We start from the raw sequence: 21705 nt of genomic DNA, 5'->3' as shown, positions 1-21705 counted from the left end.
CGACGAGCCGTCCTGCCGCAGCGTTTCGTCGTGCGCCAGGCGGGGCGCTTGGGGGGCAGGCACCGCGCCTTGGTCCGTCAACGCGCGACGTGCCGCAGTTCAGCAGTTCGGCACATTCACCGCCAGACCGCCCAGCGAGGTTTCCTTGTATTTCTCCGACATATCCGCCCCGGTCTGGCGCATCGTCTCGATACAGGCATCCAGCGGCACCAGATGGGTGCCGTCGCCGCGCAGGGCAAGTGAAGCCGCCGAAACCGCCTTGATCGCGCCCAGGCCGTTGCGTTCGATGCAGGGCACCTGCACCAGCCCGCGCACCGGGTCGCAGGTCATGCCAAGGTGATGCTCCAGCGCGATTTCAGCGGCATTTTCAATCTGTTCCGGCGTGCCGCCCATGACGGCACAAAGACCCGCCGCAGACATCGCGGCGGCAGAGCCCACTTCGGCCTGACAGCCCGCCTCGGCCCCCGAGATGGAGGCGTTGAACTTGACCAGCCCGCCGATGGCGGCTGCGGTCAGCAGGAAATCCTCGATATGGCTTTCCGATGCGCCGGGCACATGGTCGAGGTAATAGCGCAGGGTGGCGGGCATAACGCCGGCCGCGCCATTGGTGGGCGCGGTGACCACCTGACCGCCGGCCGCGTTTTCCTCGTTCACCGCCATGGCATAGACGCTCATCCAGTCGTTGATCGTATGGGGCGCGCGCTGGTTCTGGCCACGCTCGGCCATCAGCGCATCGTAAATGCCCTTGGCGCGGCGCTTGACGCTCAGGCCGCCGGGCAGGATGCCGTCGGTGGTCAGCCCCCGGTCGATGCAGTCGTTCATCACCTGCCAGAGCTTCCTGGACCCTTCGCGCAGGTTGACCTCGCCGCCGCGCGAGATTTCATTGGCGCGTTTCATTGCCGCGATGCTCTTGCCCGATGACTTTGCCATCTCCAGCATTTCGGCGGCGGATTTGAACGGGTAGGGCACCGGTGCGCCCTCGTCGGTATCCTTGCCCGCGGCCAGTTCGGCCTCGGTCATGACAAAACCGCCGCCAACGGAATAGAAGGTCTCGCGCAGGACGACATCGCCCTGGGCGTCGCGGGCCATCAGCAACATGCCATTGGCATGGCCCGCAAGCTTGGTGTCGTAGTCGAAAACCATGTCGGCCCTGGGGTCGAAACGCAGGGGCGGCAGCCCCTCGACCTCGATCACATGGGTCTCGGCGATCTGTTTCAGCACCGCCTCGGCGCGTTCGTGGTCATAATCGCGCGGGGTGAACCCGGCGAGGCCCAGGATCGTCGCGCGGTCCGTGGCATGGCCGACACCGGTAAAGGCCAGCGACCCGTGCAGCGAGGCGCGCAACCCCGCGAAATGGAAGGGCGAGGCGCGCATCATGTCGAGGAACCGCGCGGCGGCGACCATCGGGCCCATGGTGTGGGAGGAGGACGGGCCGATGCCCACCTTGAACATGTCGAAAACGGAGAGGAACATCAGGTGGCACTTCCTTCGGGCGGGGTGGCCAGTTGTGGCGCGGTGAATGGGGTTGGTCCCAGCCCTTCGGCAGCTTGCGCGGCGCGGGTGCAGGGCAGGGTTTCAAGCATCAGGCAAAGATTGTGCAGATGGGCGGTCTGCGCAAGCCGGAACCATGAACGGTCGGCGGCCAGGGGGTAAAGCGCGCACCAGCGCAGGCAGCAGGCGAGGTAGAAATGCAGGATGCCGGGGGTCTGCGGGTCAAGCCAGGCCGGGCCGGAGGCCGCCAGCCTGTCGAGCTGTGCAAGATGCGATGCCAGTGCCATCTGCATGGTCTGGCGCAGGGCAGACTGATGCGCCGGATCGGGGCCTGCATATTTTTCCGGATAGAAGGTCATGCGCAGGGCCGGGTGCAGCGTGTTCGACACGAAGAACAGCCATTTGAGGAAGGCCGCCCGGTCGGGGTGATCCGGTGCCGGGGCCATGCCGCCATGGGTATCGGCCAGCCACAGCAGGATCGCGCCGGTCTCGAAGATCGGCCCCTGCGGCGTCTCCAGCACCGGGATCAGCCCGTGGGGGTTCAGCCCGCGATAGGCGGGCGAGCCTTGCTCACCCGTTGCGCGGTTCACCAGCCTGGTCTCGAAGGGCCGGCCCATATGGTCCAGCGCCAGCCGGACGATCAGCGAGGCATTGTCGGGGGCGTAGTGAAGGACATATCGGTTCATGAAACCTGACCTAGCGCAGGCAGGGCCGCGCGCACGTTCGAAAACGACGCTTGATGTGCTGGTCGACACCAAAACGATCGTCCAGGTGCCGCCAGGATCGACGGGATGTTCGGGGCGGGCTGCCAGTGCCGCGCAGGCAAACCGGTACTGCGGAGACAGGGTCAGCGGGGGTCGGCTCAGTTCCGAAAATACCCGATGCTGCGAGAGGCATAAACGGCAGCTTTTGATCGGCTGGCCAAAACCGTGACAAAACGCGGTGCACTTTTGCCAGAGGTTTGTGGCACAGGATTTTTCAACGATGGCGGTTGAGCCTCGCGGAGTGGCGAAAATGAGGGATTTTTGGCGCATTAGTGTTGGCAGGGGGGTTATGTCCGGTGTGCGGACAGAGCTGCCGTTCGCAACGAAACGTCAAGCCGCGCATTGACGGGCCGTGGTGCGGCGATCCGACCTCAGTGACTGGCACTTAATGGCAGCCAAGCACATCCTACATAACGATGTGGAATTACAGCAGCCAAATCGCCGTGCCTGGGGACGGCCCGGCGATGCGCGGCGGCCTGCGGCCTTGATTCCGCGCCGGGGCGAAGCGGAAAGGGCTCGTTCCGGACCTTCTTCGCACCGCAGAATGTGCCAAAACTCAACCGTTTCTGTCACAGCCGATAACCACCGTTTTTGACGCACAGGTTTTGGCATAGAGTTTTTGGCAATCTCGTTCATGGACGCATACATCCCCGTTGCGTTTTGTGAAGGCGTAGCGAACGATGGTCTTGGGCTTCCTTTACCAATGATGGATAGAACCTGTTCCGCACGTGCGCGGAGGTTCCATGCAACACAGTTTCAGCGACTTCCTCAGACATGGTGGTAACGGTCACTATGTTATTGCACGGCGCGATGGTCGCATTGTTGGTCGTCGTCTGGGATTGTCACTTAAATCGACGTTCCCAAACTATTCTGCTTTGAGGGCCGATTTCAGCGAACGCCTCGATGAGGTGATTTCCGAGAACACCCAGCTGCTGCTGAATGCACTGACTCCGCCGGACACGGTTCCAACTGTCACCAAAGCTGATCTGCGGGATGTGTCGGATGCAAAGGAAGAGGCGCTTGATGCATGGGACCTGCGCCTTGAGAGTATTTTCAGCGAATATGAGAACCACCAACAGCGATTGCGTCCGCTTCGAACCGCAATGGAAGAACGCCTTTTGCGTGCCTTCGCAGGATTGATCAACCAGCTCCGGCAGGAAGACCTTGGGATTGTGCAGTACATCTGGCGCTCGCGCGATGATGCTAAAGTGCGCGACAGCCACGCTGCATATGATGACCGCGTTTTCCGTTGGGATGATCCCCCCGGAAGGCGGGCATCCAGGAGAAGCACACAATTGCCGGTGCTACGCCGAGCCTGTTTTGCCCGGCGTCCAGAGCAATGTGGTACTGGCGGATTTCGCACCCACGGCAGGTGGCTTTCCCGCTGTCGATCCAACTGATGCGATACGTGGCCTACGCGCTCTGACTGGCGTTGGCGCGGCGCTTCTTGCGTCTGATGCATTGCAGGACTGGACGGAAGCCATGCGTGATCGACGCGTGGATGAGGCAGGTGCGCGGCTTGGTGTCGATGTTGCCACCGTCGAAGGTCGTCTGGCCGCAACAGCCTATGCGCTCATACAGGAGGGGATCAGCAGCGGGGGGTATCCGGTTCTGCCCAAGAACCCCGAATTTGCACGCATCGGCGCTGAGGCAGCTGCGCTTTTCGAGTTGCTCAACCCTGGTACCATTTTGGAAACAGGCGATGGTGGCGATCCCGCGAAACAGCGCGCTTTGCAAGACTTCATTGAAGCCGCCGGAGAAGCGTTCGCACGCGGGGATTTACGGCTTCAGGAAGGCGAGCTGGCACAAGGCTGGGTCGAGGTCTTCCCTGAATTGACAGAAGGTGAGCGCCGACTGGGAGAACTACCCGGTTTCACCCCAGAACGGATCGAGCAGTGGCTTGAAACCTATCCCATTGATGAGCTGGGCCTGCCAAACAACACCGGTTCTCCTATTCCCGGTGATCCAACCGACACCATCATTTCAACCCCAATCCCAGAGGAGACGGGGCCAAACATCGTTGCCATTGAACGTACACAAGAAGAGCTTGATGCTCTTGCTGCCGACCCGTCACACGGGGGGTGCCATACGTGAACAAGGTATGCGAGAGCGAGAAATTGGTCTCGGTGCCGAGGAGGCCGGGCTAGTTCCGGGGCCTATTGTTCGCGACCCCACCGGCGCAGCCGAATTCATTGATGCGAATAACCAAGCGTGGGACGTCAAGGGCTTCAGAAGCGGATTCCCCGCAAGTGCAGGCGGATTCGACGTGACCACCGACGTTGCAAAGATTGAGCGAGAACTTCGGTCAGGGCATAATGTAATCATTGATACCGGGTTCCTGACGGAAACGGACCTCCACTCTCTGCAAGAAGAGGTTGATCGTAGAGGTATCTCAGACAGAGTGGTATATTGGCCATGAAAAATCTTGACCTACAAAAACGGCTGGAAGCTTTCAGCTCAGGGCAGGGCAAAAACCAAGAGTTAGGCACTTACTTGGAAGAACTAGGCCTCGATTTTAGAGGTACTCGGCCCAACGGCTTGAACTTGAATGGAGCCGTTATACCCGCCTCGAACTTCTCCGGTATGACTTTAGAGAACGTCGATTTCTACGGTGCGAACTTGGGTGGTGCAAATTTCTCTGGGGCAATACTCAAGAATGTGGACTTCACAAAAGCAAACCTCGACAATGCTAATCTCACAAACGCAACAGTTGTTGGAGGGAGCTGGTTCAGAGCAACATGTATAGGTGCGCAGGTTGCAGGGCTCACCTTCTCCGGGACCAATTTGGAACGGACCTTTCCCCAGCTTTCATAGCGTGATTGTCGGACGATTTCGGTCATTACTCATAGGTTTTTGTCACCGGCAGAAACGACCGTTTTTGTCACTGCGGTACTCTTCCGCGCAGGCTTTCGGCGTGTCCGGGGGTGTCGGTGCCGGACAGCCATGATGAAAACGGATAGAATCCTCCCCCCGGCACGGGACTGGCCCGGCTGGCGCTGCCGGGGGGAATCGATGCCGCCGGTGCCGGTGCCTGTCCCGCCCTGGCACCGCGATTGCGGCGCTGATGGCGGGTGCTGCGTGATGCCGCATGGGTGACCGCCGGGTTGGCGCACCGGCCCCGGGGCGGTTTTGGCCCGGTGCTTTCGATTTCACACAAAAACCCGGCGCTAGCCCCTCGCACCGGGCCGCTAATGTCCCTATAACCCGGTCAGGTTACGCAAAAGGAAGCTGCCTCATGGCCGGAGAACTGTCTCCCATCGACAAGGCAAAGTTTGTTGCCGCGAAACGCGCGGCCCAGTTTGTCGAAGACGGCATGCGCGTGGGGCTGGGCACCGGGTCCACCGCCGCCTGGCTGGTGCGCTGCCTGGGCGAAATGGTGCGCGATGACGGGCTGCGCATCCGGGGCGTGCCGACATCGGCGCGCACGGCGGAACTGGCCCGCAACGTGGGCATCGAGGTGATTTCGCTGGATGAGGCGAAATGGCTGGACCTGACCATTGACGGGGCGGATGAATTCGACGGCGAGCTGAACCTGATCAAGGGCGGCGGCGGCGCGCTGCTGCAGGAAAAGATCGTGGCGACGGCAAGCGACCAGATGGTGGTCATCGCGGATATCGGCAAGGAAGTCGAACATCTGGGCGCCTTTCCCCTGCCGATCGAGGTGATCCCCTTTGGCTGGCAGACCACCCAGGCGCTGGTGGAGGAAACGCTGATCTCGATGGATGTGCTGGGCCGGTCTTCGACCCTGCGGATGAACGGTGATACCCCCTTCATCACCGACGAGGGCAACCATATCCTCGATCTGCACCTGAACCGGATCGGCAATGCGCGGCAGCTGGCGCTGGTTCTGAACCAGATGCCCGGCGTGGTCGAGAACGGGTTGTTCATCGACATCTGTGACGCAGTCGTGATCGGCTACGGGGATGGCAGGGTCGAGGTGCGCGACATAAATGAGGGGACAGTCGCGACGGAGCGGCTGGACTTTGTGGAAACGGACAATCTGTTTTCCGACCTCAGCGAGTGACCGAGAATAAGGAAGAACCAATGGCTGACACCGATTTCGACTATGATCTTTTTGTGATCGGCGGCGGCTCTGGCGGGGTGCGCGCCGCGCGTGTCGCCGCAGGCGAATACGGGGCAAAGGTCGCGCTGGCAGAGGATGACCGCTATGGCGGCACCTGCGTGATCCGGGGCTGCGTGCCGAAAAAGCTGATGGTCTTTGCCTCCACCTATTCCGATGTGGTGGAAGAGGCGAGAAGCTATGGCTGGGACCACAGGCAGGGGCCGTTTGACTGGCAGGATTTCCGGGGCCGGCTGACGCAGGAACTCGACCGGCTGGAAGGGGTCTATCGCAAGTTGCTGGCCAATTCCGGGGTGGAGACCTTTGATCTGCGCGCGCGCCTGAAGGATGCGCATACGGTGGAACTGGCCGATGGCACCACGAAGACGGCGAAACATATTCTGGTGGCGACCGGCGGCCATCCGGTGCGCCCTGATCTACCGAATGCGGAGCTGGGCATCGTGTCGGATGACATCTTTCATCTGGACCAGCTGCCGAAATCCATCCTGATCATCGGCGGCGGCTATATCGCCTGTGAATTCGCCTGCATCCTGCGCGGTCTGGGTGTCGAGGTGACGCAATATTACCGTGGCGCGCAGATCCTGCGTGGCTTTGACGACGAAGCGCGTGGGCTTGTCGCCGAAAGCATGCGCGACAGCGGCATCGACCTGCACACCGGCACCAATATCGTCGAGATGGCCCTGGCCGAGGACCGCAAGGATGGCCCGCAGCCCACCGCATCCGCTGCCTCCATGGGGGCAGGCGTGAAACAGGCCGCGGGCCGGTCCGGGCCGGTCTGGGTCAAATCGACCAATGGCGGCGAAAAGGTCTTTGACATGGTGCTTTTCGCCACCGGGCGCGACCCGTCGAGCAAGGACATGGGGCTGGAAGAGATCGGCGTGACCCTGGGCCGTCGCGGCGAGATCAAGGTGGATGAATACAGCCAGACCGGCGTGCCCTCGGTCTATGCCATCGGCGATGTGACCGACCGGGTGAACCTGACACCGGTTGCGATCCGCGAGGGGATGGCCTTTGTCGAGACCGTCTTTGGCGGCAATCCGACCCCGGTGGATCATGATCTGATCCCCTCGGCCATCTTCACCCAGCCCGAGATGGGCACGGTGGGGCTGAGCGAGGAAGAGGCGCGCGACCGCGAGCCGGTCGAGATCTATTGCACTTCGTTCAAACCGATGCAGAGCGCCTTTGCGGGCAAATCCGACCGGGTGCTGATGAAACTGGTGGTGTCGCGCGAAACCCGCGTTGTGCTGGGCTGCCATATCGTCGCACCCAATGCGGGCGAATTGATCCAGATGGCGGGCATTGCGGTCAAGGCGAAGCTGACCAAGGAACAGTTCGATGCAACCTGTGCGGTGCATCCGACCATGTCGGAAGAACTGGTCACCATGCGCAAGCCGGTCCGCACTGCTTGAATCCGGGCTGTTTGCGCCCACATTCAAAAGCGTACATAGAGTAACTTGAGAAGGCCGTGTTTCGCGGCACAGAGGGGAAAAGACTTATGGCTGGCAATTCGGGCGGCCCCTGGGGAGGGGGCGGCAACAACGGCGGAGGTCGTGACAAGGGGCAAGGCGGACAGGGCGGCGATCGTGGCCAGGGTGGCCGCGGGCAGGGCAGCGACAAGCCGCAGATCCCCGAAATCGACGATCTGGTCAAGAAGGGCCAGGAACAGCTTCGCGTCCTGATGGGCGGCGGCAACCGGAACCGGGGCAATGGCACCGGCGGCGGTGGCGGCAATGGTGGCCCTGCGCTGACGCGCGGCACGGTCGGGCTTGGCCTTCTGGCGGCGGCGGGGCTTTGGGCCTTTACCAGCTTTTACACGGTACGCCCCGAACAGCAGTCCATCGAGCTTTTCCTGGGTGAATTTTACCAGGTCGGCACCGAAGGTCTGAACTTTGCCCCATGGCCCTTTGTCACCGCAGAAGTCTTTGACGTGACCACCAACCGCACCGAAGAGATCGGCGTGGGCCGCGGTGCATCGGACAATGACGGCCTGATGCTGACCACGGACGAGAATATCGTGGACATCGACTTTCAGGTGGTCTGGAACATCAAGAACGCGCGCGATTTCAAGTTCTCGCTGCGCGACCCGGAAGCCAGCGTGCGGGCGATTTCGGAATCCGCCATGCGGGAGGTCATCGCGCAGTCCGAACTGGCACCGATCCTGAACCGGGACCGGGGGGCGGTGGCAGACCGCGTCAAGGAACTGATCCAGACGACGCTGGACAACCGTGAAACCGGGATCAACATCCTGCGTGTCAACCTGAACAAGGTGGACCCGCCCAGCCAGACTGTCACGATCACCAACACCGATGGTGTCACCACGCAGGAATCGGCTGTGGATGCCTTCCGCGACGTGCAGGCGGCCGAACAGGAACGCGACCGGCTTGAACGTCAGGCGGATGCCTATGCCAACCGGCGCACCGCCGAAGCGCGCGGCGAAAGCGCGCAATTGCTGGAAGCCGCCGAAGGTTACCGGGCGCGTGTCGTCAATGACGCGGTAGGTGAGGCGAGCCGTTTCGAGGCGGTGCTGACGGAATATCAGCAGGCCCCGGAGGTGACGCGCAAGCGTCTTTACATCGAAACCATGCAGAAGGTGCTGGGCGATGTCGACAAGATCATCCTTGAGGGTGGTGTCGGCGGCACCGGCGGGGGGCAGGGCGTCGTGCCCTATCTGCCGCTGAACGAGTTGCGTCGCAATGGAGGGTCGAACTGATGCGCAGGATCGGATTTTTGATACCCATCGCGGTGATTGCGCTTGTCGCGCTGCTGTCGTCGATCTTTGTCGTGGACGAACGCGAGAAAGCCCTGGTTCTGCGCTTTGGCCAGATCAAGCAGGTCAGGACCGAGCCGGGCATCGGCTTCAAGGTGCCGCTGCTGGACGAGGTCGTGCGCTTCGAGGACCGGATCCTCACGCTTGAGACCGAGCTGATCGAGATCACACCGGCCGATGACCGGCGCCTGCTGGTCGATGCGCTGGTGCTCTACCGCATTGATGATGTCGTGCAGTTCCGTCAGGCCATTGGTGTCGGCGGCCAGCGTCAGGCCGAAAACGACCTGAGCGGCATCATGGAATCGCAGATCCGCGCCGTGCTCGGCTCGCAGGGGGTGACGTCGAACACCATCCTGTCGCCGGAACGGTCGGGGCTGATGGACCAGATCCGCGAGAATGCGGACCAGCGTGCAAGCGTGCTGGGGCTGAGCGTTGTGGATGTGCGGCTGCGGCAGACGAACCTGCCTGAGCAGAACTTTGACGCGACCCTGCAACGGATGATCGCCGAGCGGGACCGCGAGGCGACAGACGAACGCGCCCGTGGCCAGGAAGCGGCGCAACGGATCCGGGCGCTGGCCGACCGGACCTATGAGGAAATCCTCTCCGAAGCGCGCCGCGATGCGCGCATCATCGAGGGTGAGGCAGACGCCGAGCGCAACAAGATCTTTGCGCAGGCCTATGGCAAGGATCAGGAATTCTTTGAATTCTACCGGTCCCTGACCGCCTATGAAGAAGCGCTGAAAGGGTCGAATTCGACCATGGTCATGTCCCCGGATTCGGAGTTCTTCAACTATCTGCGGTCCGACCAGGGCAGCCGCTCTGTCGAGGGTGAAACCCGGTGACATTGCTGCTGCTGGCTTTCGGGCTGGTGATGGTTCTGGAGGGGCTGGTCTATGCGCTGGCCCCTTCGCTTTTGGAGCGTATGCTGGAACTGCTGCGCGAGATGCCGCAGGGGGCGGTGCGGCAGATCGGTGCGCTGGTCGTGGTCTGTGGGCTGATCCTGATCTGGACCGCCTTCCAGATCGGCCTGTAAGCCGGCGCAGGGGCTGAACACCCCGGTAAATCCCTGTCACGATGACGCCCCGGCCCGTTTCAGGCGCCAGCGGGCGGCCGCCCTGCACAGATTGGGCCCGGCGCTGTTGAAAACCCCGTGATCAGGCACATCTTTGATATTGCGGTGCATAGGTTCACCATGCACTCTGTCGGCAAGATGTTTCGGGCAGGCTTGCCCCATCGGATAAAGCAGGAGAAGACCCAATGCAGTCACGGGCACAAGTGCGCGCCGTCCCATTCCATGAAAGCCGGATGTTCCGGGGGCTGATGTTGAGCCTGCTGGCCTTTGTGCTGATTGTGGCGCAGGCCATCGCGGTATTGGCCAAGCCAGAAAGCCTGGCCCCGCTGGCGGAACAGATCAGCCCCTCGGTGGTGAACATCACCACCTCGACGGTTGTCGAAGGGCGCACCGGCCCGCAGGGCATCGTGCCGGAAGGCTCTCCCTTTGAGGATTTCTTTCGCGAATTCCGCGACCGCAACAATGGCGGCAACGGCGAAAGACCGCGCCGCTCCTCTGCGCTGGGTTCCGGCTTTGTGATCTCGGAAGACGGCTATGTGGTCACCAACAACCACGTGATCGACGGCGCGGATGAGATCACCATCGAATTCTTTTCCGGCAAGGAGCTGATCGCCAAGGTGATCGGCACCGACCCCAACACCGACATTGCCCTGCTCAAGGTAGAGGCGGACAGCCCGCTGCCCTATGTGACCTTCGGCGACAGCAACAAGGCGCGTGTGGGCGATTGGGTCATCGCCATGGGCAACCCGCTGGGGCAGGGGTTTTCCGTCAGCGCGGGCATCGTGTCGGCGCGCAACCGCGCCTTGTCGGGCACCTATGACGATTACATCCAGACCGATGCGGCGATCAACCGGGGCAACTCCGGCGGGCCGCTGTTCAACATGGACGGCCAGGTGATCGGGGTGAACACCGCGATCCTGTCACCCAATGGCGGCTCCATCGGGATCGGCTTCTCGATGGCCTCCAACGTGGTCACCCGCGTGGTCGACCAGCTCAAGGAATATGGCGAGACCCGGCGCGGCTGGCTGGGCGTGCGCATTCAGGATGTGACGCAGGACGTGGCGGATGCGATGGGCCTTGCCAAGGCAACCGGCGCGCTGATCACCGATGTGCCGGAGGGCCCCGCCAAGGAAGCGGGCCTGCTGACCGGGGATGTGATCATGTCCTTTGATGGTGTCGAAGTGGCCGATACGCGCGCATTGGTGCGCCAGGTCGGCAATTCGCCGGTCGGGGCCAGCGTGCGCGTCACCGTGATGCGCGAGGGCAAGAGCCAGACCGTCAAGGTGGTGCTGGGCCGCCGCGAGGATGCGGACAGCGAGGAACCGGCCGCGACCCCCGAGGATGCGCCGCAGGATGCACCGGCCCAGACCTCCATGCTGGGTCTGACCCTGACGCCGCTCACCGATGAGATCCGCGAGGAACTGGGGGCCGATGCGGGCACCGATGGCCTGGCGGTGACCGAGGTGGATGAAGCATCGGAAGCCTTCGAGAAAGGGCTGCGTATCGGCGATATCATCACCGAGGCCGGTCAGCAGAAGGTGACCTCCATCGCGGATCTGGAAGCGCGGATCGAAGCGGCACAGGACGCGGGCCGCAAATCGCTCCTGCTGCTGGTGCGCCGCGCCGGTGATCCCCGCTTCGTGGCGCTGACGCTGGACAACGGCTGAGCCTTCCTTGCCCGTCGTGATGCGAAGGTGCGAAAGGTCGCGCCTTCGTCAGATGCCGGGCAAAACCGGCTTTGGCGTACCATCGTCGATCCGGAGGGCGATGCGATGTCGGAAGGATGGGGCGGGGGCAGAGCTGTCATTCATCGAAACCGCGGCAAAAGGCAGGTTCGAGCCCAGAGTGACGCGAAGCGCAAGCCGGGCCGTCGCCTGCCCGGGGTGGGCGATGCTGACTTTGGTTCATGCCACTTTATTTCTCAACCGTGATGAACCCCATCGAGGGAACACCCAGCCTCACCAAATCGCCTACCCGTCATGCCAAAGGCATGCCGACGATCAACGGCGCACCTCTGGTGCGACGCACGGGCAGGCGATGGCCCGGCGCCTGCGGCTTGTTCCGGGCTTGGGTTCCACTGTTCGACGGCAGCAATTTCCCGTTTATCTGACCTTCACACCCGTCGCAGCGAAGGTCCGGAAAGAGTCCTTATTGACATGAGGCGTCAGCCGGGCATCGCCCGACCTGGAGGGCGTTCCAGACCTGTATGTGATGGGAAACGTTTCAGCCCGCAGACCGGATCATGGCTTGGCTGACGGTGCAAAATCGCCCTCCGGGGGGAGGTCGGGCGATGCCCGGCTGACGCCGGGCAGAGGCGCTTGGGGGTATGCACCGCGCCAATGGCACGGCAGCTCTGTCCGCAATGCCGCCATCTGACCTGCTCCGTCTGAGTGCCGGGTTTCGTGATCACCAGCAGGCGCCGGGCCCTGTCACCCCTACAGGCTTGCGCCATCGTATTTCTGCGGCGACAGGCTGTCGATATCCACCCCGTCGAGGCAACGCACGTTGATGGCGCGCATTTCGACACCATCCGCGCCCACACCCCTGCTGAATGACTTCACCCCGCAGGTCTTGCAGAATTCATGATGGATGTTGCCGGAGGCGAACTGGTAGTCGCTCAGGTTCTCCGCCCCCTTCAGCAAGGTGAAGTTTTCCGCCGGGGCAAAGCCGAGTATCGTGCCCTGGCGGCGGCAGATGGAACAATTGCAGGTCACCAGGTGATCCAGTGCCAATGTCACCTCAAATGCCACCGCACCGCAGTGGCAGCTTCCGTGATAGGTCTGTGCGCTCATCTTCTTTTCCTTTGTTCTGATGTGTCCGGATGCGGTCAGATGTCCAGGCCCTGACCGGTTTCGAGGAAGGATTTCATGCTGGACAGGACAATCGGCCAGCCCGCGCTGATGCCTTTCAACATGCCGCTGCCGGGCTGCAATTCGTCATGCGAGACAGTCAGCTTGACCATGTCGCCCTTGCCTTCGATGTCATAGGTGACCCGGCTGTACTGGTCAGGATCGTCCTTCTGGCTTTCGTTGGCCCAACTGACGACAAGGCGCTTTGGCGGGTCGCATTCGATGACCTTGCCGACCAGCTCGACGCTGCGGGTTTCCCCGACCTTGACGTGCTGCCAGTCGGACCCGGGCTGCCAGTCCTCCGAGACATTCTCATGGCCCCAGTAGCGGCGGCAGACCTCGGGCCTTGTGATCGCCTCGAACAGCTTTTCAGGCGTTGTGCGGATAAAGGTCACATAGATGAAGCTGGCGGATTTGTCGGTCATTTCCCGTTCCTTTCAAGTTCCTGTTTGAGGTCGTGGAGAAGGCCCAGACGGCCTTCCTCGAATTTCCGGATCCAGCGCGCGTAAACCTCGTAGAGCGGGACCGGGTTGATGAAATGCAGTTTCTCGCGCCCGCGACGGGCGGTGCTGATCAGATTGGCCTGCTCAAGAAGGCCGAGATGCTGGGTCACGGATTGGCGTTTCATGTCCATGGAGGTGCAGAGCTGCCCGAGTGTCTGGCCGTTCTGGTCGCAAAGCCGGTCAAGCAATTGCCTGCGGTTCGGATCGGCCAGCGCCTTGAACACCTTGTCGTCATCCATGCGACTCTCCTTGAGCGATGGAGGTTATATATGCAGGCATTTACCTGCCTGTCAATACATGCAGGCAAATACCTGCATGAATCCGGGTGCAAGCGTCGCGCCCGATGCGGGTGCTCAATGGCATCATCTGTTGCAAGGGCCGGCCCCGGGGGGGCATGTTCATATGACCCAGGCCAAAAGGGGCCCTGCGGGAAACCCGTGGGGTTTTTGCCGGCGATTCGGCTTGTCTGCTTTAGGCGGGGTCGCGCGCCACCGCGATCAACCCCAGGCCACGCGCGGTTTCGAGCGAGAGCACACCGCTGTCCGGCCCCGTGGGCTTCTGATAGCGCTGCACCGCCGCGCGGGTGGCATCGTCCAGGGTGCCGGTGATCTGCTGGGTGTAAAGCCCGCGGGCCGACAGCGCGCGTTGCAGCGAGGCCACGAATTCGGGCGTCAGGACCTCGGGGCAGGGGGTTTCAAACCAATTGTCGCGCCGGGCCACCACCATCTCCTGATGGGTTTCCGACCGGTAAACCGGCGGTTTGGCCACGCTGCCGTCGGGGTTCATCCTGGCCGGTTCGACCTGGACCTGCTCTGTCACGGTTTCAAAGACCGCCGGGCTGACCGTGCGGCCCCAGCAACTGCCCGGCGGCGCGCCCTCGGGCCCGTTTCGCGTGGCCTCCACCACGCCGGGTTCCGGAGGCGCATCCGCTGCCGGTGCCGCAAGATCGCAGGCAGCGACCCCGAGACTGAGCAAGAGAGGAAAGCAAAGGCGCAATACGCGCGCCGGTGGGAAAATCGCCTGTGACATGGCCCAATACCTTTGGGTCTGGAATTTGCTGATCACTCTAGAGGGTCTCGCCTCCCTTGCCTAGCGCAGCCGGCCCATCGGGGCCAGTTTCCCCGGCCACCGCGACACAGCGGCGAAATGGGGGTGATCACGCAAACCGACAGCCATGATCCGGGGCTTTCAACACAGCCAGTCAGCCAGGATCGACACGCCCAGTCGGCATAGTCATGCTGAGAGCGGACCTTCATCGACAAGTTGACGAATGGCGGCTGAGTGGACTTTGTTGCCGTTCGCAACGAAACGTCAAGCCACGCATCGACGGGCCGTGGTTCGGCGATCCGACCTCAGTGACTGGCACTTAATGGCAGCCAAGCACATCCTACATGACGATGTGGCATAACAGCAGCCAAATCGCCGTGCCAGGGGACGGCCCGGCGATGCGCGGCGGCCTGCGGCCTTGATTCCGCGCTTGGGAAAGCGGAAAGGTCTCTCTCCCGCCCTTCGCTACGATCTGCGCGATGGTTCGGATTCGGAAGCGAGGACAGCAATCCTGTCGATTGGCTTGCGCAGCTATGTCGGTTCATGCTGAACACCGGTGATGGTTTTGCTGTTGATCAGCAGCGAAATGGGGGTGGCAGAGAAATTGCCACACCGCTAAAACCCATGAAAGGATTTCTCAGGAAGGGACCAGGAATGGCCAAGATTACCTACGTGGAACATGGTGGCAAAGAACATGTCGTAGAGGTCGCCAACGGGATGACCGTGATGGAAGGCGCCCGCGACAACAATATTCCGGGGATCGAGGCCGATTGCGGCGGTGCCTGCGCCTGTTCGACCTGCCACGTCTACGTGGATCCGGCCTGGATCGAGAAACTGCCGCCAAAGGACGACATGGAAGAGGACATGCTGGACTTTGCCTATGAGCCCGATGCGGAGCGGTCCCGGCTGACCTGCCAGCTGAAGGTGACCGATGCGCTGGACGGCCTGCGGGTGCAGATGCCGGAAAAGCAGATCTGATGATCGGGGGCTGTGTCTTCAAGATACTTGAAGATACAGCTGCCAGACGCGCGCTGCGTCTGTCGTTCCGGGAGTGGCGCGCGCAGTTGCGCAGCGGGCGGCTGGCGCTTTGCGTCATGACGGCGGGGGGGGCCGGTGCCGCCCTTGCCGCGCAGGATCTGCCGCAGGGGCCGATCGACCGGGCGCGCTATGATGCGCCGACCACCCGCTATCCGCATGGCGTCCTGGGGGACGCGGTGGAGCATGGCGCGCTGGTGATCCAATACGCCGGACAGCCCACCCCCCATATTCTGACCCTGCCGCCCGAGCGCGTGTTCGAGGATGTGGCCCCAAGGCTTGCCGATCTGGACGGGGACGGGCAGCAGGAGGTGGTCGTGGTGGAAAGCCACCGCGACCTGGGCGCGCGGCTTGCGGTCTACAATGGCGCCGGGCTGGTCGCCGCGACACCCTATATCGGTCAGCGGTTCCGATGGCTGGCACCGGTCGGGGTGGCGGATCTGGATGGCGACGGGCTGACGGAGATCGCCTATATCGACCGGCCGCATCTGGCCAAAGTCCTGCGGATCTGGCGGTTCGAGGATGGCAGGCTGCGGCAGGTCGCGCGCCGCGCAGGCTTTACCAATCACCGGATCGGCGACACCGGGATTGCAGGCGGGATCAGGCGCTGCGGCGGCGCGCCCGAGATCATTGTCGCGGATGCGGACTGGCAGCGAATCGTCGCACTTGGCCTTGCGGGCGGCGCGCTGACGGCGCGCGATGCGGGGCCGCACCGGGGTCCTGCGGATTTCACCAGGGCATTGGCCTGCTGAAATGCTGCGCTGCGCTGTCATAATGCTGATACTTGGCACAACGGCGGGGCTGGCCCAGACCCGGATCACACCAGAGCAATTCATGGACCGCGCCGTTGGCCGCACCCTGACCTTTGAAAACATGCTGGATGGCCGGCTTGTCGGGGTCGAGGAATTCCTGTCGCGCCATCAGACCGTCTGGGCCCGGCGCGACGGCAGCTGCACCTACGGTCATGTCACCCTGACCCAGGACCAGGTCTGTTTCCGCTATGAAGATCAGGAACATATCAGCCATTGCTGGTATCCGCACGACCGCAACGGCACCCTGGTCATGCAATCCCTGCGCGGGTCGGTTCAGGAGGTCACCCGGATCACCGACCTGCCGGTGGCCTGCCAGGACGCGCCGCTGTCCTGACCGGCGTCGCCGGTCACGTCCAGGGCGGGCAGCTGGCTCACAGGGCGCGCCAGCCGATGTCCCGGCGGCAGAACCCTTCGGGCCAGTCGATCTGGTCCACCATCGCATAGGCCCGGGCCTGTGCCTCGGCCAGCGAGGCACCGCGCGCGGTGATGTTCAGCACGCGGCCACCGGCGGCCAGGAACTGCCCGTCCTTGCGGGCGGTGCCGGCATGGAAGGCCATATTGGCGCTGTCCTCGGGCAGGCTTTCCAACCCCTTGATCACGCTGCCCTTTTCGTAGTCCCCGGGATAGCCGTTTGCGGCCATCACAACAGTGACCGCGTGATCCTCGGCCCAGTTCACGCGGGCCTCCGACAGGCGGCCCTGGGCGGTGGCATGCATCAGGTCAAAGGCCTGCGCGCCCAGCCGCATCATCAGCACCTGGCATTCCGGGTCGCCGAAGCGCACGTTGTATTCCACCAGACGCGGGGCGCCGTCCTTGATCATCAACCCGGCATAGAGCACCCCCTGATAGGGCGTGCCCCGGCGGACCATCTCGGCCATGCAGGGGCGGATGATCTCGGCCATGGCACGTTCCGCGATTTCATCGGTCAGCACCGGGGCGGGGGAATAGGCCCCCATGCCGCCGGTGTTCGGCCCGGTGTCGCCGTCGCCCACGCGCTTGTGGTCCTGTGCGGTGCCGATGGGCAGCACGGTGTCGCCGTCGCAGAGCACGAAGAAGGAGGCTTCCTCGCCCTCCATGAACTCTTCGATCACCACTTCGGTGCCGGCATCGCCAAAGGTGCCGTCGAACATCGTGTCGACCGCTGCCAGCGCCTCTTCGTCGGTCATGGCGATGATCACGCCTTTGCCAGCCGCCAGGCCATCGGCCTTGATCACGATGGGCGCGCCGTGTTCACGCACATGGGCGCGGGCGGCATCGGCATCGGTGAAATGGCCATAGGCCGCCGTGGGCGCGCCTGCGGCATCGCAGATTTCCTTGGTAAAGGCCTTGGAGGCCTCAAGGGCTGCCGCCGCTGCCGAAGGGCCAAAGACCGGATAGCCCGCGCCGCGCAGATCATCCGCGACACCGGCGGCCAGAGGCGCCTCCGGCCCGACGATCACGAAGTCGATGTTGTTCTCGTCGCAGAACACGGTGACCGCGCCGCCATCCATGATGTCCAGATCCGCGCAATCCGCGATCATCGCGATGCCCGCATTGCCCGGCGCCACGATCAGCTTGTCACACTTGGGGTTCTGTAACGTCGCCCAGGCGAGGCTGTGTTCGCGTCCGCCACTGCCCAAAATGAGGATATTCATGGGGCTGCACTCCCTTGGCCTTTGTCTGCCCGCGTTCTATTCTGCAGCTGCCCAAGACACAAGGACAGGACATGGACCTGATCGACGATCCCCGCGAGGGGCAGAACAGCCCGGAATTCTCTGTCACCGAACTGTCCGGTGCGATCAAGCGGGTGATCGAGGGCGAATTCGGCCATGTGCGGATTCGCGGCGAGGTGGGCCGGGTCAGCAGGCCCCGGTCGGGGCATATCTATCTGGACCTCAAGGACGACAAATCCGTCATCTCCGGGGTGATCTGGAAAGGCGTGTCGGCGCGGCTGGACACCCAGCCCGAAGAGGGGATGGAGGTGGTCGCCACGGGGCGCATCACCACTTTCGGCGGCCAGTCGAAATATCAGATCGTGATCGAGGATATCAAACCTGCAGGCATGGGCGCGCTGATGGCCCTGCTGGAAAAGCGCAAGAAGGCACTGGCGGCGGAGGGGCTGTTCGAGGCATCGCGCAAGCGGCCCTTGCCCTATCTGCCGGATGTGATCGGCGTGGTCACCTCGCCCTCCGGCGCGGTGATCCGCGACATCCTGCACCGTCTGCGTGACCGGTTTCCGCGCAAGGTGCTGATCTGGCCGGTGGCGGTGCAGGGCGCGAAATGCGCACCCGAAGTGACCCGCGCCATCGAAGGCTTCAACGCGCTGACCCCCGGCGGCGCCCTGCCGCGCCCCGACCTGCTGATTGTCGCGCGGGGCGGCGGCTCGGTCGAGGATCTCTGGGGGTTCAACGAGGAAATCGTGGCGCGGGCGGCGGCGGCCTCGCAGATTCCGCTGATTTCGGCGGTGGGGCATGAGACGGATACGACGCTGATCGACTATGTCTCGGACCGCCGCGCGCCCACGCCGACGGCGGCGGCGGAACTGGCGGTGCCGGTGCGGCACGAACTGGCGGCCTGGCTCGACAGTCAGGAGGCGCGGATGCGGGTGCTGCTCAGCCAGGGGCTGAGCCGCCGTGACCAGCGGCTGCGCGACATGGCGCGTGCCTTGCCCCGTGCCGAAACGCTGCTGGACGGGCCGCGCCAGCGGCTGGACCGCGCGGGCGAGAAGCTGGAACCGGCGCTGATCGCCGGGGTGCAGCGGCGGCGGGTTCGGCTGGCGGATGTCTCCGGCTCCCTGCGGCCCGCGACCCTGCGCCAGCGCCTGGCGCAGGACCGGCGGCGGCTGGGGGAAATCGCGGCGCGGCTTGCCCCGGCGCTGGCGCGCGGGGTTGCGGCGCGGCGCGACCGGTTTGAAAGCCGGGCACGGGGATTCCGCCCTGCCGCATTGGCGCAGGACCGCGCGCGCAAGGCCGATGCCTTTGCCGCGCTGGTTGCGCGCCTGTCGGATGCGGGCCAGCGCCAGACCCGCGGCTGGCGGCAGCGGATCGACGCGCTGGACCGGCTGCGCGAGACCCTGAGCTACAAGGCGACACTGGCGCGCGGCTATGCGGTGGTGCGCGGCGATGGTGCGGTGGTGACCGGCAAGGCGGCGGCAGGAAAGGCCACAAGTCTTGAGATCGAATTCGCCGATGGCCGGATCACGGTGGGGGCCGGCAGCGCCAAACCCGCGCCGCGCAAGGCGGGCAAACCGCCCGAACAAGGCTCGCTGTTCTGAAGCGCTGGCTCAGACGCCGACCTTTGGCCCCAGGCATTCAAAGGGATCATTGCCCGGATCACCCTCGAAAATCCGGGTCGGGAAGCCGCCGTTGCGCAGCACCGCCACCAGCCCGGTTGCGGTCCGCTCCACCGCCCAGCATTGCGGGTCGGGGTTGTTTTCGTAGGTAAAGCAGATCAGCCCGCCCTCGGCATACCATTGCCCTTCGATACAGGTGCCGCCCCGTTCGGACCAGCGCACCTGCCGGTCCTCCAGATAGCTTTCGGCAGCGGTCACACCGCGCCCGTCGCCCCGATCGAAATAGAGGGTCTTGCCGCCGACATAGGCCTGAAAGGCCTCGGCGGTGTCCAGCGGTTCCGCCTGCGCCATGCCCGCGCAGAGCAGCAGCGCTGCCAGCAGCGGTTTCACACGCCGACCTTGGGGCCGAGGCAGAGCATTTCCTCGCCCACATCCCGGGCTTCATAAAGTTCGGTGGTCTGTGGATCGTTCTGGAACCGTGCGATCAGCCCGCCGGTGCCGCGCGAGAAGCTCCAGCATTGCGGATCGGGGTTGTCTTCATAGACGAAACAGATCAGCTCGCCGTCCTGATACCATTCCCCCGCGCGGCATTCCCCGTCGAGAAAGGACCATTCGACACGGCGGTTCCCGTGGTAGGCTTCCGCGCCATAGGCGCTGCCGTTGCGCCCGTAAAAGAGCGTCTTGCCCCGGGTGTAGGCGTCGAATTCCTCTGCTGTCATCAGGTCCTGCGCGGCGGCAGGCAGGGCGGGCAGGGCAAGCAGGAGCGACAGGGTCAGGGCGATGTGTTTCATGGGGTCAGAGTGCCAGAAAGCCGCCGCCGCTGCCAGTGGTCATCGCGGGTCACGCGACATCCTGCCAGCGCGCCGCGCGCCGGTCCATGAGGCGGTGCCAGAGTGGCGGCACCAGTGCCACCACCGCCATCACCGGCAGGCTGTGGGGCAGGACCGGCATGGTTTCGGGGGTGACCTCAAGCGCCGGAAAGGCGCGGGCGGGGCGCATGTGGTGATCCGAATGGCGCGGCGCGTTCAGCATCATCGCGCTGGAATACCATTTCGGCGCGTTCCAGCTGTGCTGCGGGCCGACCGGCTCGGGTTTGCCCGTCTCCAGCACCCGGCGGCGCAGCCCGTAGTGCTGCACGTAATCCGACAGCAGCAACTGCCACTGGGCATAGGCGGCAATCCCGACATAGACGACAAGACCGCGGAACCCGGCCAGCAGGAAGGCACAGAGCAGTGCGGCCGCCGCACCGGCCAGATAGCCGAGGTAGGGGTGGCTCCATGCCGGGGGGGATGTTGCCGCGCGGGCGCGATGTGCCGTCTCGGCGCGCAGCCCTGCGGTGAATTCACCGCGCAGCACATGGCCGCAATAGCGCCAGAACCCCATGCCCATGGGGGCCGAATTGGGGTCCGCATCGGTGGCGGCATGCACATGGTGGACCCGCAGATGCGCCGAAACGTGATGCCCATGCAGAAGCGAGACATAGATCGCCACACCGATGCGCCGGGGCAACCGGCGGCCCGCGTGGATCAGCTCATGCGCGTTGGAATTGGAAACCTGGCCAAAGAACAGCCCCAGCCCGGCAAAGATCAGCAGCTTGTCGGTCAGGTCGAGCTGTTGCCCTGCCGCCAGCGCCCGGACCCCCAGCGCCAGCAGCGGGAAATGCACCACTGCCAGGGTCAGGCAAAGCGCGCGCCCCGTCGCATCGCTGACCTGGGCCCGGCGCGGCAGCTTGTCCATGAAAAAGACAAAGACCGTGATCGAGAGCACCGCCAGCAGTGGCCAGATGCCGCCCAGCAGGCAGGCCAGGGCCAAAAGCCCCGCAGGCAGCAGGCTGGCAAAGACAAACCAAGGCATCGTGTCGCGGCTCCGTTCAGGGTCGGGAGTTTCTTATAGGCGAAATGCGGTCACGCAAAGACAGGGATTTCGGAATTGCCCCGCGCAAACTGCGGTGAAATCGTCGCTTTTTGATCGTGGGGCGGTGGCGTGTTTTGCTAGGGTCGGCGCAACCCCTCG

Annotated in this window: 24 protein-coding genes; 14 read left to right on the top strand and 10 right to left on the bottom strand. The window is 63.6% G+C overall.

Annotated elements, in window-relative coordinates; translation table 11 throughout:
* Positions 1-99 precede the first annotated feature (99 nt).
* Positions 100-1473, bottom strand: a complete 1374-nt coding sequence (locus O4H53_RS11285) for an L-serine ammonia-lyase (protein ID WP_269363851.1) — start codon at positions 1471-1473, stop codon at positions 100-102.
* Complete coding sequence (locus tag O4H53_RS11280) at positions 1473-2177, bottom strand: glutathione S-transferase family protein (RefSeq protein ID WP_269363850.1); 705 nt, start codon at positions 2175-2177, stop codon at positions 1473-1475. Before O4H53_RS11280 ends, O4H53_RS11285 begins: the two co-directional genes overlap by 1 nt.
* Positions 2178-2998: 821 nt before the next feature.
* On the opposite strand from O4H53_RS11280, the gene O4H53_RS11275 reads away from it, so the two are divergent.
* From O4H53_RS11275 to O4H53_RS11230, 10 genes are all read left to right on the top strand, one after another.
* Positions 2999-3655 carry a phage minor head protein gene (locus O4H53_RS11275; protein WP_269363849.1) on the top strand — a complete coding sequence of 219 codons (657 nt, stop codon included), beginning with the start codon at positions 2999-3001 and terminating at the stop codon, positions 3653-3655.
* A gap of 82 nt (positions 3656-3737) precedes the next feature.
* Positions 3738-4349 carry a hypothetical protein gene (locus O4H53_RS11270; RefSeq protein ID WP_269363848.1) on the top strand — a complete coding sequence of 204 codons (612 nt, stop codon included), beginning with the start codon at positions 3738-3740 and terminating at the stop codon, positions 4347-4349.
* A 321-nt stretch (positions 4350-4670) separates the two neighbouring features.
* Positions 4671-5069 (top strand): pentapeptide repeat-containing protein, encoded by a 399-nt coding sequence (locus O4H53_RS11265; RefSeq protein ID WP_114275727.1) that lies wholly within the window; start codon positions 4671-4673, stop codon positions 5067-5069.
* Between the two features lie 421 nt (positions 5070-5490).
* On the top strand, positions 5491-6279 hold the full coding sequence (gene rpiA, locus O4H53_RS11260) for a ribose-5-phosphate isomerase RpiA (protein WP_114275726.1): 789 nt from the start codon (positions 5491-5493) through the stop codon (positions 6277-6279).
* Between the two features lie 20 nt (positions 6280-6299).
* A complete protein-coding gene (locus tag O4H53_RS11255) occupies positions 6300-7745 on the top strand; it encodes an FAD-dependent oxidoreductase (RefSeq protein ID WP_269363845.1) in 1446 nt (481 codons plus the stop codon).
* Between the two features lie 86 nt (positions 7746-7831).
* A complete protein-coding gene (hflK, locus tag O4H53_RS11250; RefSeq protein WP_269363843.1) occupies positions 7832-9046 on the top strand; it encodes an FtsH protease activity modulator HflK in 1215 nt (404 codons plus the stop codon).
* Positions 9046-9945: a protease modulator HflC gene (gene hflC / locus O4H53_RS11245; protein ID WP_269363842.1), complete on the top strand. Its 900-nt coding sequence runs from the start codon at positions 9046-9048 to the stop codon at positions 9943-9945. Before hflK ends, hflC begins: the two co-directional genes overlap by 1 nt.
* Entirely contained in the window at positions 9942-10136 is a 195-nt protein-coding gene (locus O4H53_RS11240) for a DUF2065 domain-containing protein (protein WP_114275723.1), read from the top strand. The genes hflC and O4H53_RS11240 overlap by 4 nt, the downstream gene beginning before the upstream one ends.
* A 224-nt stretch (positions 10137-10360) precedes the next feature.
* On the top strand, positions 10361-11842 hold the full coding sequence (locus O4H53_RS11235; RefSeq protein ID WP_269363839.1) for a DegQ family serine endoprotease: 1482 nt from the start codon (positions 10361-10363) through the stop codon (positions 11840-11842).
* Positions 11843-12081: 239 nt separating this feature from the next.
* Positions 12082-12285, top strand: a complete 204-nt coding sequence (locus O4H53_RS11230) for a hypothetical protein (RefSeq protein ID WP_269363837.1) — start codon at positions 12082-12084, stop codon at positions 12283-12285.
* A 325-nt stretch (positions 12286-12610) separates the two neighbouring features.
* On the opposite strand, the gene O4H53_RS11225 is transcribed toward O4H53_RS11230, so the two are convergent.
* The 4 genes from O4H53_RS11225 to O4H53_RS11210 all read right to left on the bottom strand — a co-directional run bounded on the left by O4H53_RS11225 (position 12611) and on the right by O4H53_RS11210 (position 14556).
* The gene (locus tag O4H53_RS11225) at positions 12611-12967 is read right to left on the bottom strand and encodes a GFA family protein (protein ID WP_269363835.1); all 357 of its coding nucleotides are present in this window, start codon (positions 12965-12967) and stop codon (positions 12611-12613) included.
* Between the two features lie 35 nt (positions 12968-13002).
* Positions 13003-13449 (bottom strand): SRPBCC family protein, encoded by a 447-nt coding sequence (locus O4H53_RS11220; protein WP_269363834.1) that lies wholly within the window; start codon positions 13447-13449, stop codon positions 13003-13005.
* A complete protein-coding gene (locus tag O4H53_RS11215) occupies positions 13446-13766 on the bottom strand; it encodes an ArsR/SmtB family transcription factor (protein ID WP_269363833.1) in 321 nt (106 codons plus the stop codon). The genes O4H53_RS11220 and O4H53_RS11215 overlap by 4 nt, the downstream gene beginning before the upstream one ends.
* Before the next feature lie 232 nt (positions 13767-13998).
* Positions 13999-14556: a peptidoglycan-binding domain-containing protein gene (locus tag O4H53_RS11210; protein WP_269363831.1), complete on the bottom strand. Its 558-nt coding sequence runs from the start codon at positions 14554-14556 to the stop codon at positions 13999-14001.
* A 672-nt stretch (positions 14557-15228) separates the two neighbouring features.
* On the opposite strand from O4H53_RS11210, the gene O4H53_RS11205 reads away from it, so the two are divergent.
* Genes O4H53_RS11205 through O4H53_RS11195 form a run of 3 tightly spaced genes read left to right on the top strand, consistent with a single transcriptional unit; the run spans position 15229 to position 16755 of the window.
* Positions 15229-15552 (top strand): 2Fe-2S iron-sulfur cluster-binding protein, encoded by a 324-nt coding sequence (locus tag O4H53_RS11205; RefSeq protein WP_269363829.1) that lies wholly within the window; start codon positions 15229-15231, stop codon positions 15550-15552.
* Positions 15552-16361 (top strand): FG-GAP repeat domain-containing protein, encoded by an 810-nt coding sequence (locus O4H53_RS11200; protein ID WP_269363827.1) that lies wholly within the window; start codon positions 15552-15554, stop codon positions 16359-16361. The genes O4H53_RS11205 and O4H53_RS11200 overlap by 1 nt, the downstream gene beginning before the upstream one ends.
* Positions 16362-16383: 22 nt before the next feature.
* Positions 16384-16755 carry a hypothetical protein gene (locus tag O4H53_RS11195; RefSeq protein ID WP_269363825.1) on the top strand — a complete coding sequence of 124 codons (372 nt, stop codon included), beginning with the start codon at positions 16384-16386 and terminating at the stop codon, positions 16753-16755.
* 37 nt (positions 16756-16792) lie between these two features.
* Here the strand turns inward: O4H53_RS11195 and purD are convergent, their stop codons facing one another.
* Positions 16793-18055 carry a phosphoribosylamine--glycine ligase gene (gene purD / locus O4H53_RS11190; protein WP_269363824.1) on the bottom strand — a complete coding sequence of 421 codons (1263 nt, stop codon included), beginning with the start codon at positions 18053-18055 and terminating at the stop codon, positions 16793-16795.
* A 71-nt stretch (positions 18056-18126) separates the two neighbouring features.
* Between purD and xseA the strand changes: the two genes are divergently transcribed.
* Positions 18127-19674: an exodeoxyribonuclease VII large subunit gene (gene xseA / locus O4H53_RS11185; protein ID WP_269363822.1), complete on the top strand. Its 1548-nt coding sequence runs from the start codon at positions 18127-18129 to the stop codon at positions 19672-19674.
* Between the two features lie 9 nt (positions 19675-19683).
* Here xseA and O4H53_RS11180 read toward each other — a convergent pair whose 3' ends face one another.
* Genes O4H53_RS11180 through O4H53_RS11170 form a run of 3 tightly spaced genes read right to left on the bottom strand, consistent with a single transcriptional unit; the run spans position 19684 to position 21546 of the window.
* Positions 19684-20082, bottom strand: coding sequence for a hypothetical protein (locus O4H53_RS11180; RefSeq protein WP_269363821.1), 399 nt, complete (start codon positions 20080-20082; stop codon positions 19684-19686).
* The gene (locus O4H53_RS11175; RefSeq protein WP_269363819.1) at positions 20079-20483 is read right to left on the bottom strand and encodes a hypothetical protein; all 405 of its coding nucleotides are present in this window, start codon (positions 20481-20483) and stop codon (positions 20079-20081) included. Before O4H53_RS11175 ends, O4H53_RS11180 begins: the two co-directional genes overlap by 4 nt.
* A gap of 49 nt (positions 20484-20532) precedes the next feature.
* Positions 20533-21546: an alkane 1-monooxygenase gene (locus tag O4H53_RS11170; RefSeq protein WP_269363817.1), complete on the bottom strand. Its 1014-nt coding sequence runs from the start codon at positions 21544-21546 to the stop codon at positions 20533-20535.
* Between the last annotated feature and the right edge of the window lie 159 nt (positions 21547-21705).

The organism is Sulfitobacter sp. G21635-S1 (assembly GCF_027213915.1).
In the GTDB taxonomy this organism is placed as follows: Bacteria; Pseudomonadota; Alphaproteobacteria; order Rhodobacterales; family Rhodobacteraceae; genus Sulfitobacter.
The sequence above is the reverse complement of the archived record's forward strand: the minus strand, read 5'-3'. Positions and strand labels throughout refer to the sequence as shown.

What these genes read in the sequence shown, in the direction of transcription:
- O4H53_RS11230 (WP_269363837.1), top strand. Translation starts at nt 12,082, where the DNA reads ATGCCACTTTATTTCTCAACCGTGATGAACCCCATCGAGGGAACACCC.
- O4H53_RS11270 (WP_269363848.1), top strand. Translation starts at nt 3,738, where the DNA reads ATGCGTGATCGACGCGTGGATGAGGCAGGTGCGCGGCTTGGTGTCGAT.
- O4H53_RS11175 (WP_269363819.1), bottom strand. Translation starts at nt 20,483, where the DNA reads ATGAAACACATCGCCCTGACCCTGTCGCTCCTGCTTGCCCTGCCCGCC.
- O4H53_RS11170 (WP_269363817.1), bottom strand. Translation starts at nt 21,546, where the DNA reads ATGCCTTGGTTTGTCTTTGCCAGCCTGCTGCCTGCGGGGCTTTTGGCC.
- O4H53_RS11265 (WP_114275727.1), top strand. Translation starts at nt 4,671, where the DNA reads ATGAAAAATCTTGACCTACAAAAACGGCTGGAAGCTTTCAGCTCAGGG.
- rpiA (WP_114275726.1), top strand. Translation starts at nt 5,491, where the DNA reads ATGGCCGGAGAACTGTCTCCCATCGACAAGGCAAAGTTTGTTGCCGCG.
- O4H53_RS11255 (WP_269363845.1), top strand. Translation starts at nt 6,300, where the DNA reads ATGGCTGACACCGATTTCGACTATGATCTTTTTGTGATCGGCGGCGGC.
- purD (WP_269363824.1), bottom strand. Translation starts at nt 18,055, where the DNA reads ATGAATATCCTCATTTTGGGCAGTGGCGGACGCGAACACAGCCTCGCC.
- O4H53_RS11225 (WP_269363835.1), bottom strand. Translation starts at nt 12,967, where the DNA reads ATGAGCGCACAGACCTATCACGGAAGCTGCCACTGCGGTGCGGTGGCA.
- O4H53_RS11235 (WP_269363839.1), top strand. Translation starts at nt 10,361, where the DNA reads ATGCAGTCACGGGCACAAGTGCGCGCCGTCCCATTCCATGAAAGCCGG.
- O4H53_RS11205 (WP_269363829.1), top strand. Translation starts at nt 15,229, where the DNA reads ATGGCCAAGATTACCTACGTGGAACATGGTGGCAAAGAACATGTCGTA.
- xseA (WP_269363822.1), top strand. Translation starts at nt 18,127, where the DNA reads ATGGACCTGATCGACGATCCCCGCGAGGGGCAGAACAGCCCGGAATTC.
- O4H53_RS11285 (WP_269363851.1), bottom strand. Translation starts at nt 1,473, where the DNA reads ATGTTCCTCTCCGTTTTCGACATGTTCAAGGTGGGCATCGGCCCGTCC.
- O4H53_RS11210 (WP_269363831.1), bottom strand. Translation starts at nt 14,556, where the DNA reads ATGTCACAGGCGATTTTCCCACCGGCGCGCGTATTGCGCCTTTGCTTT.
- O4H53_RS11220 (WP_269363834.1), bottom strand. Translation starts at nt 13,449, where the DNA reads ATGACCGACAAATCCGCCAGCTTCATCTATGTGACCTTTATCCGCACA.
- O4H53_RS11280 (WP_269363850.1), bottom strand. Translation starts at nt 2,177, where the DNA reads ATGAACCGATATGTCCTTCACTACGCCCCCGACAATGCCTCGCTGATC.
- O4H53_RS11200 (WP_269363827.1), top strand. Translation starts at nt 15,552, where the DNA reads ATGATCGGGGGCTGTGTCTTCAAGATACTTGAAGATACAGCTGCCAGA.
- hflC (WP_269363842.1), top strand. Translation starts at nt 9,046, where the DNA reads ATGCGCAGGATCGGATTTTTGATACCCATCGCGGTGATTGCGCTTGTC.
- hflK (WP_269363843.1), top strand. Translation starts at nt 7,832, where the DNA reads ATGGCTGGCAATTCGGGCGGCCCCTGGGGAGGGGGCGGCAACAACGGC.
- O4H53_RS11215 (WP_269363833.1), bottom strand. Translation starts at nt 13,766, where the DNA reads ATGGATGACGACAAGGTGTTCAAGGCGCTGGCCGATCCGAACCGCAGG.
- O4H53_RS11195 (WP_269363825.1), top strand. Translation starts at nt 16,384, where the DNA reads ATGCTGATACTTGGCACAACGGCGGGGCTGGCCCAGACCCGGATCACA.
- O4H53_RS11275 (WP_269363849.1), top strand. Translation starts at nt 2,999, where the DNA reads ATGCAACACAGTTTCAGCGACTTCCTCAGACATGGTGGTAACGGTCAC.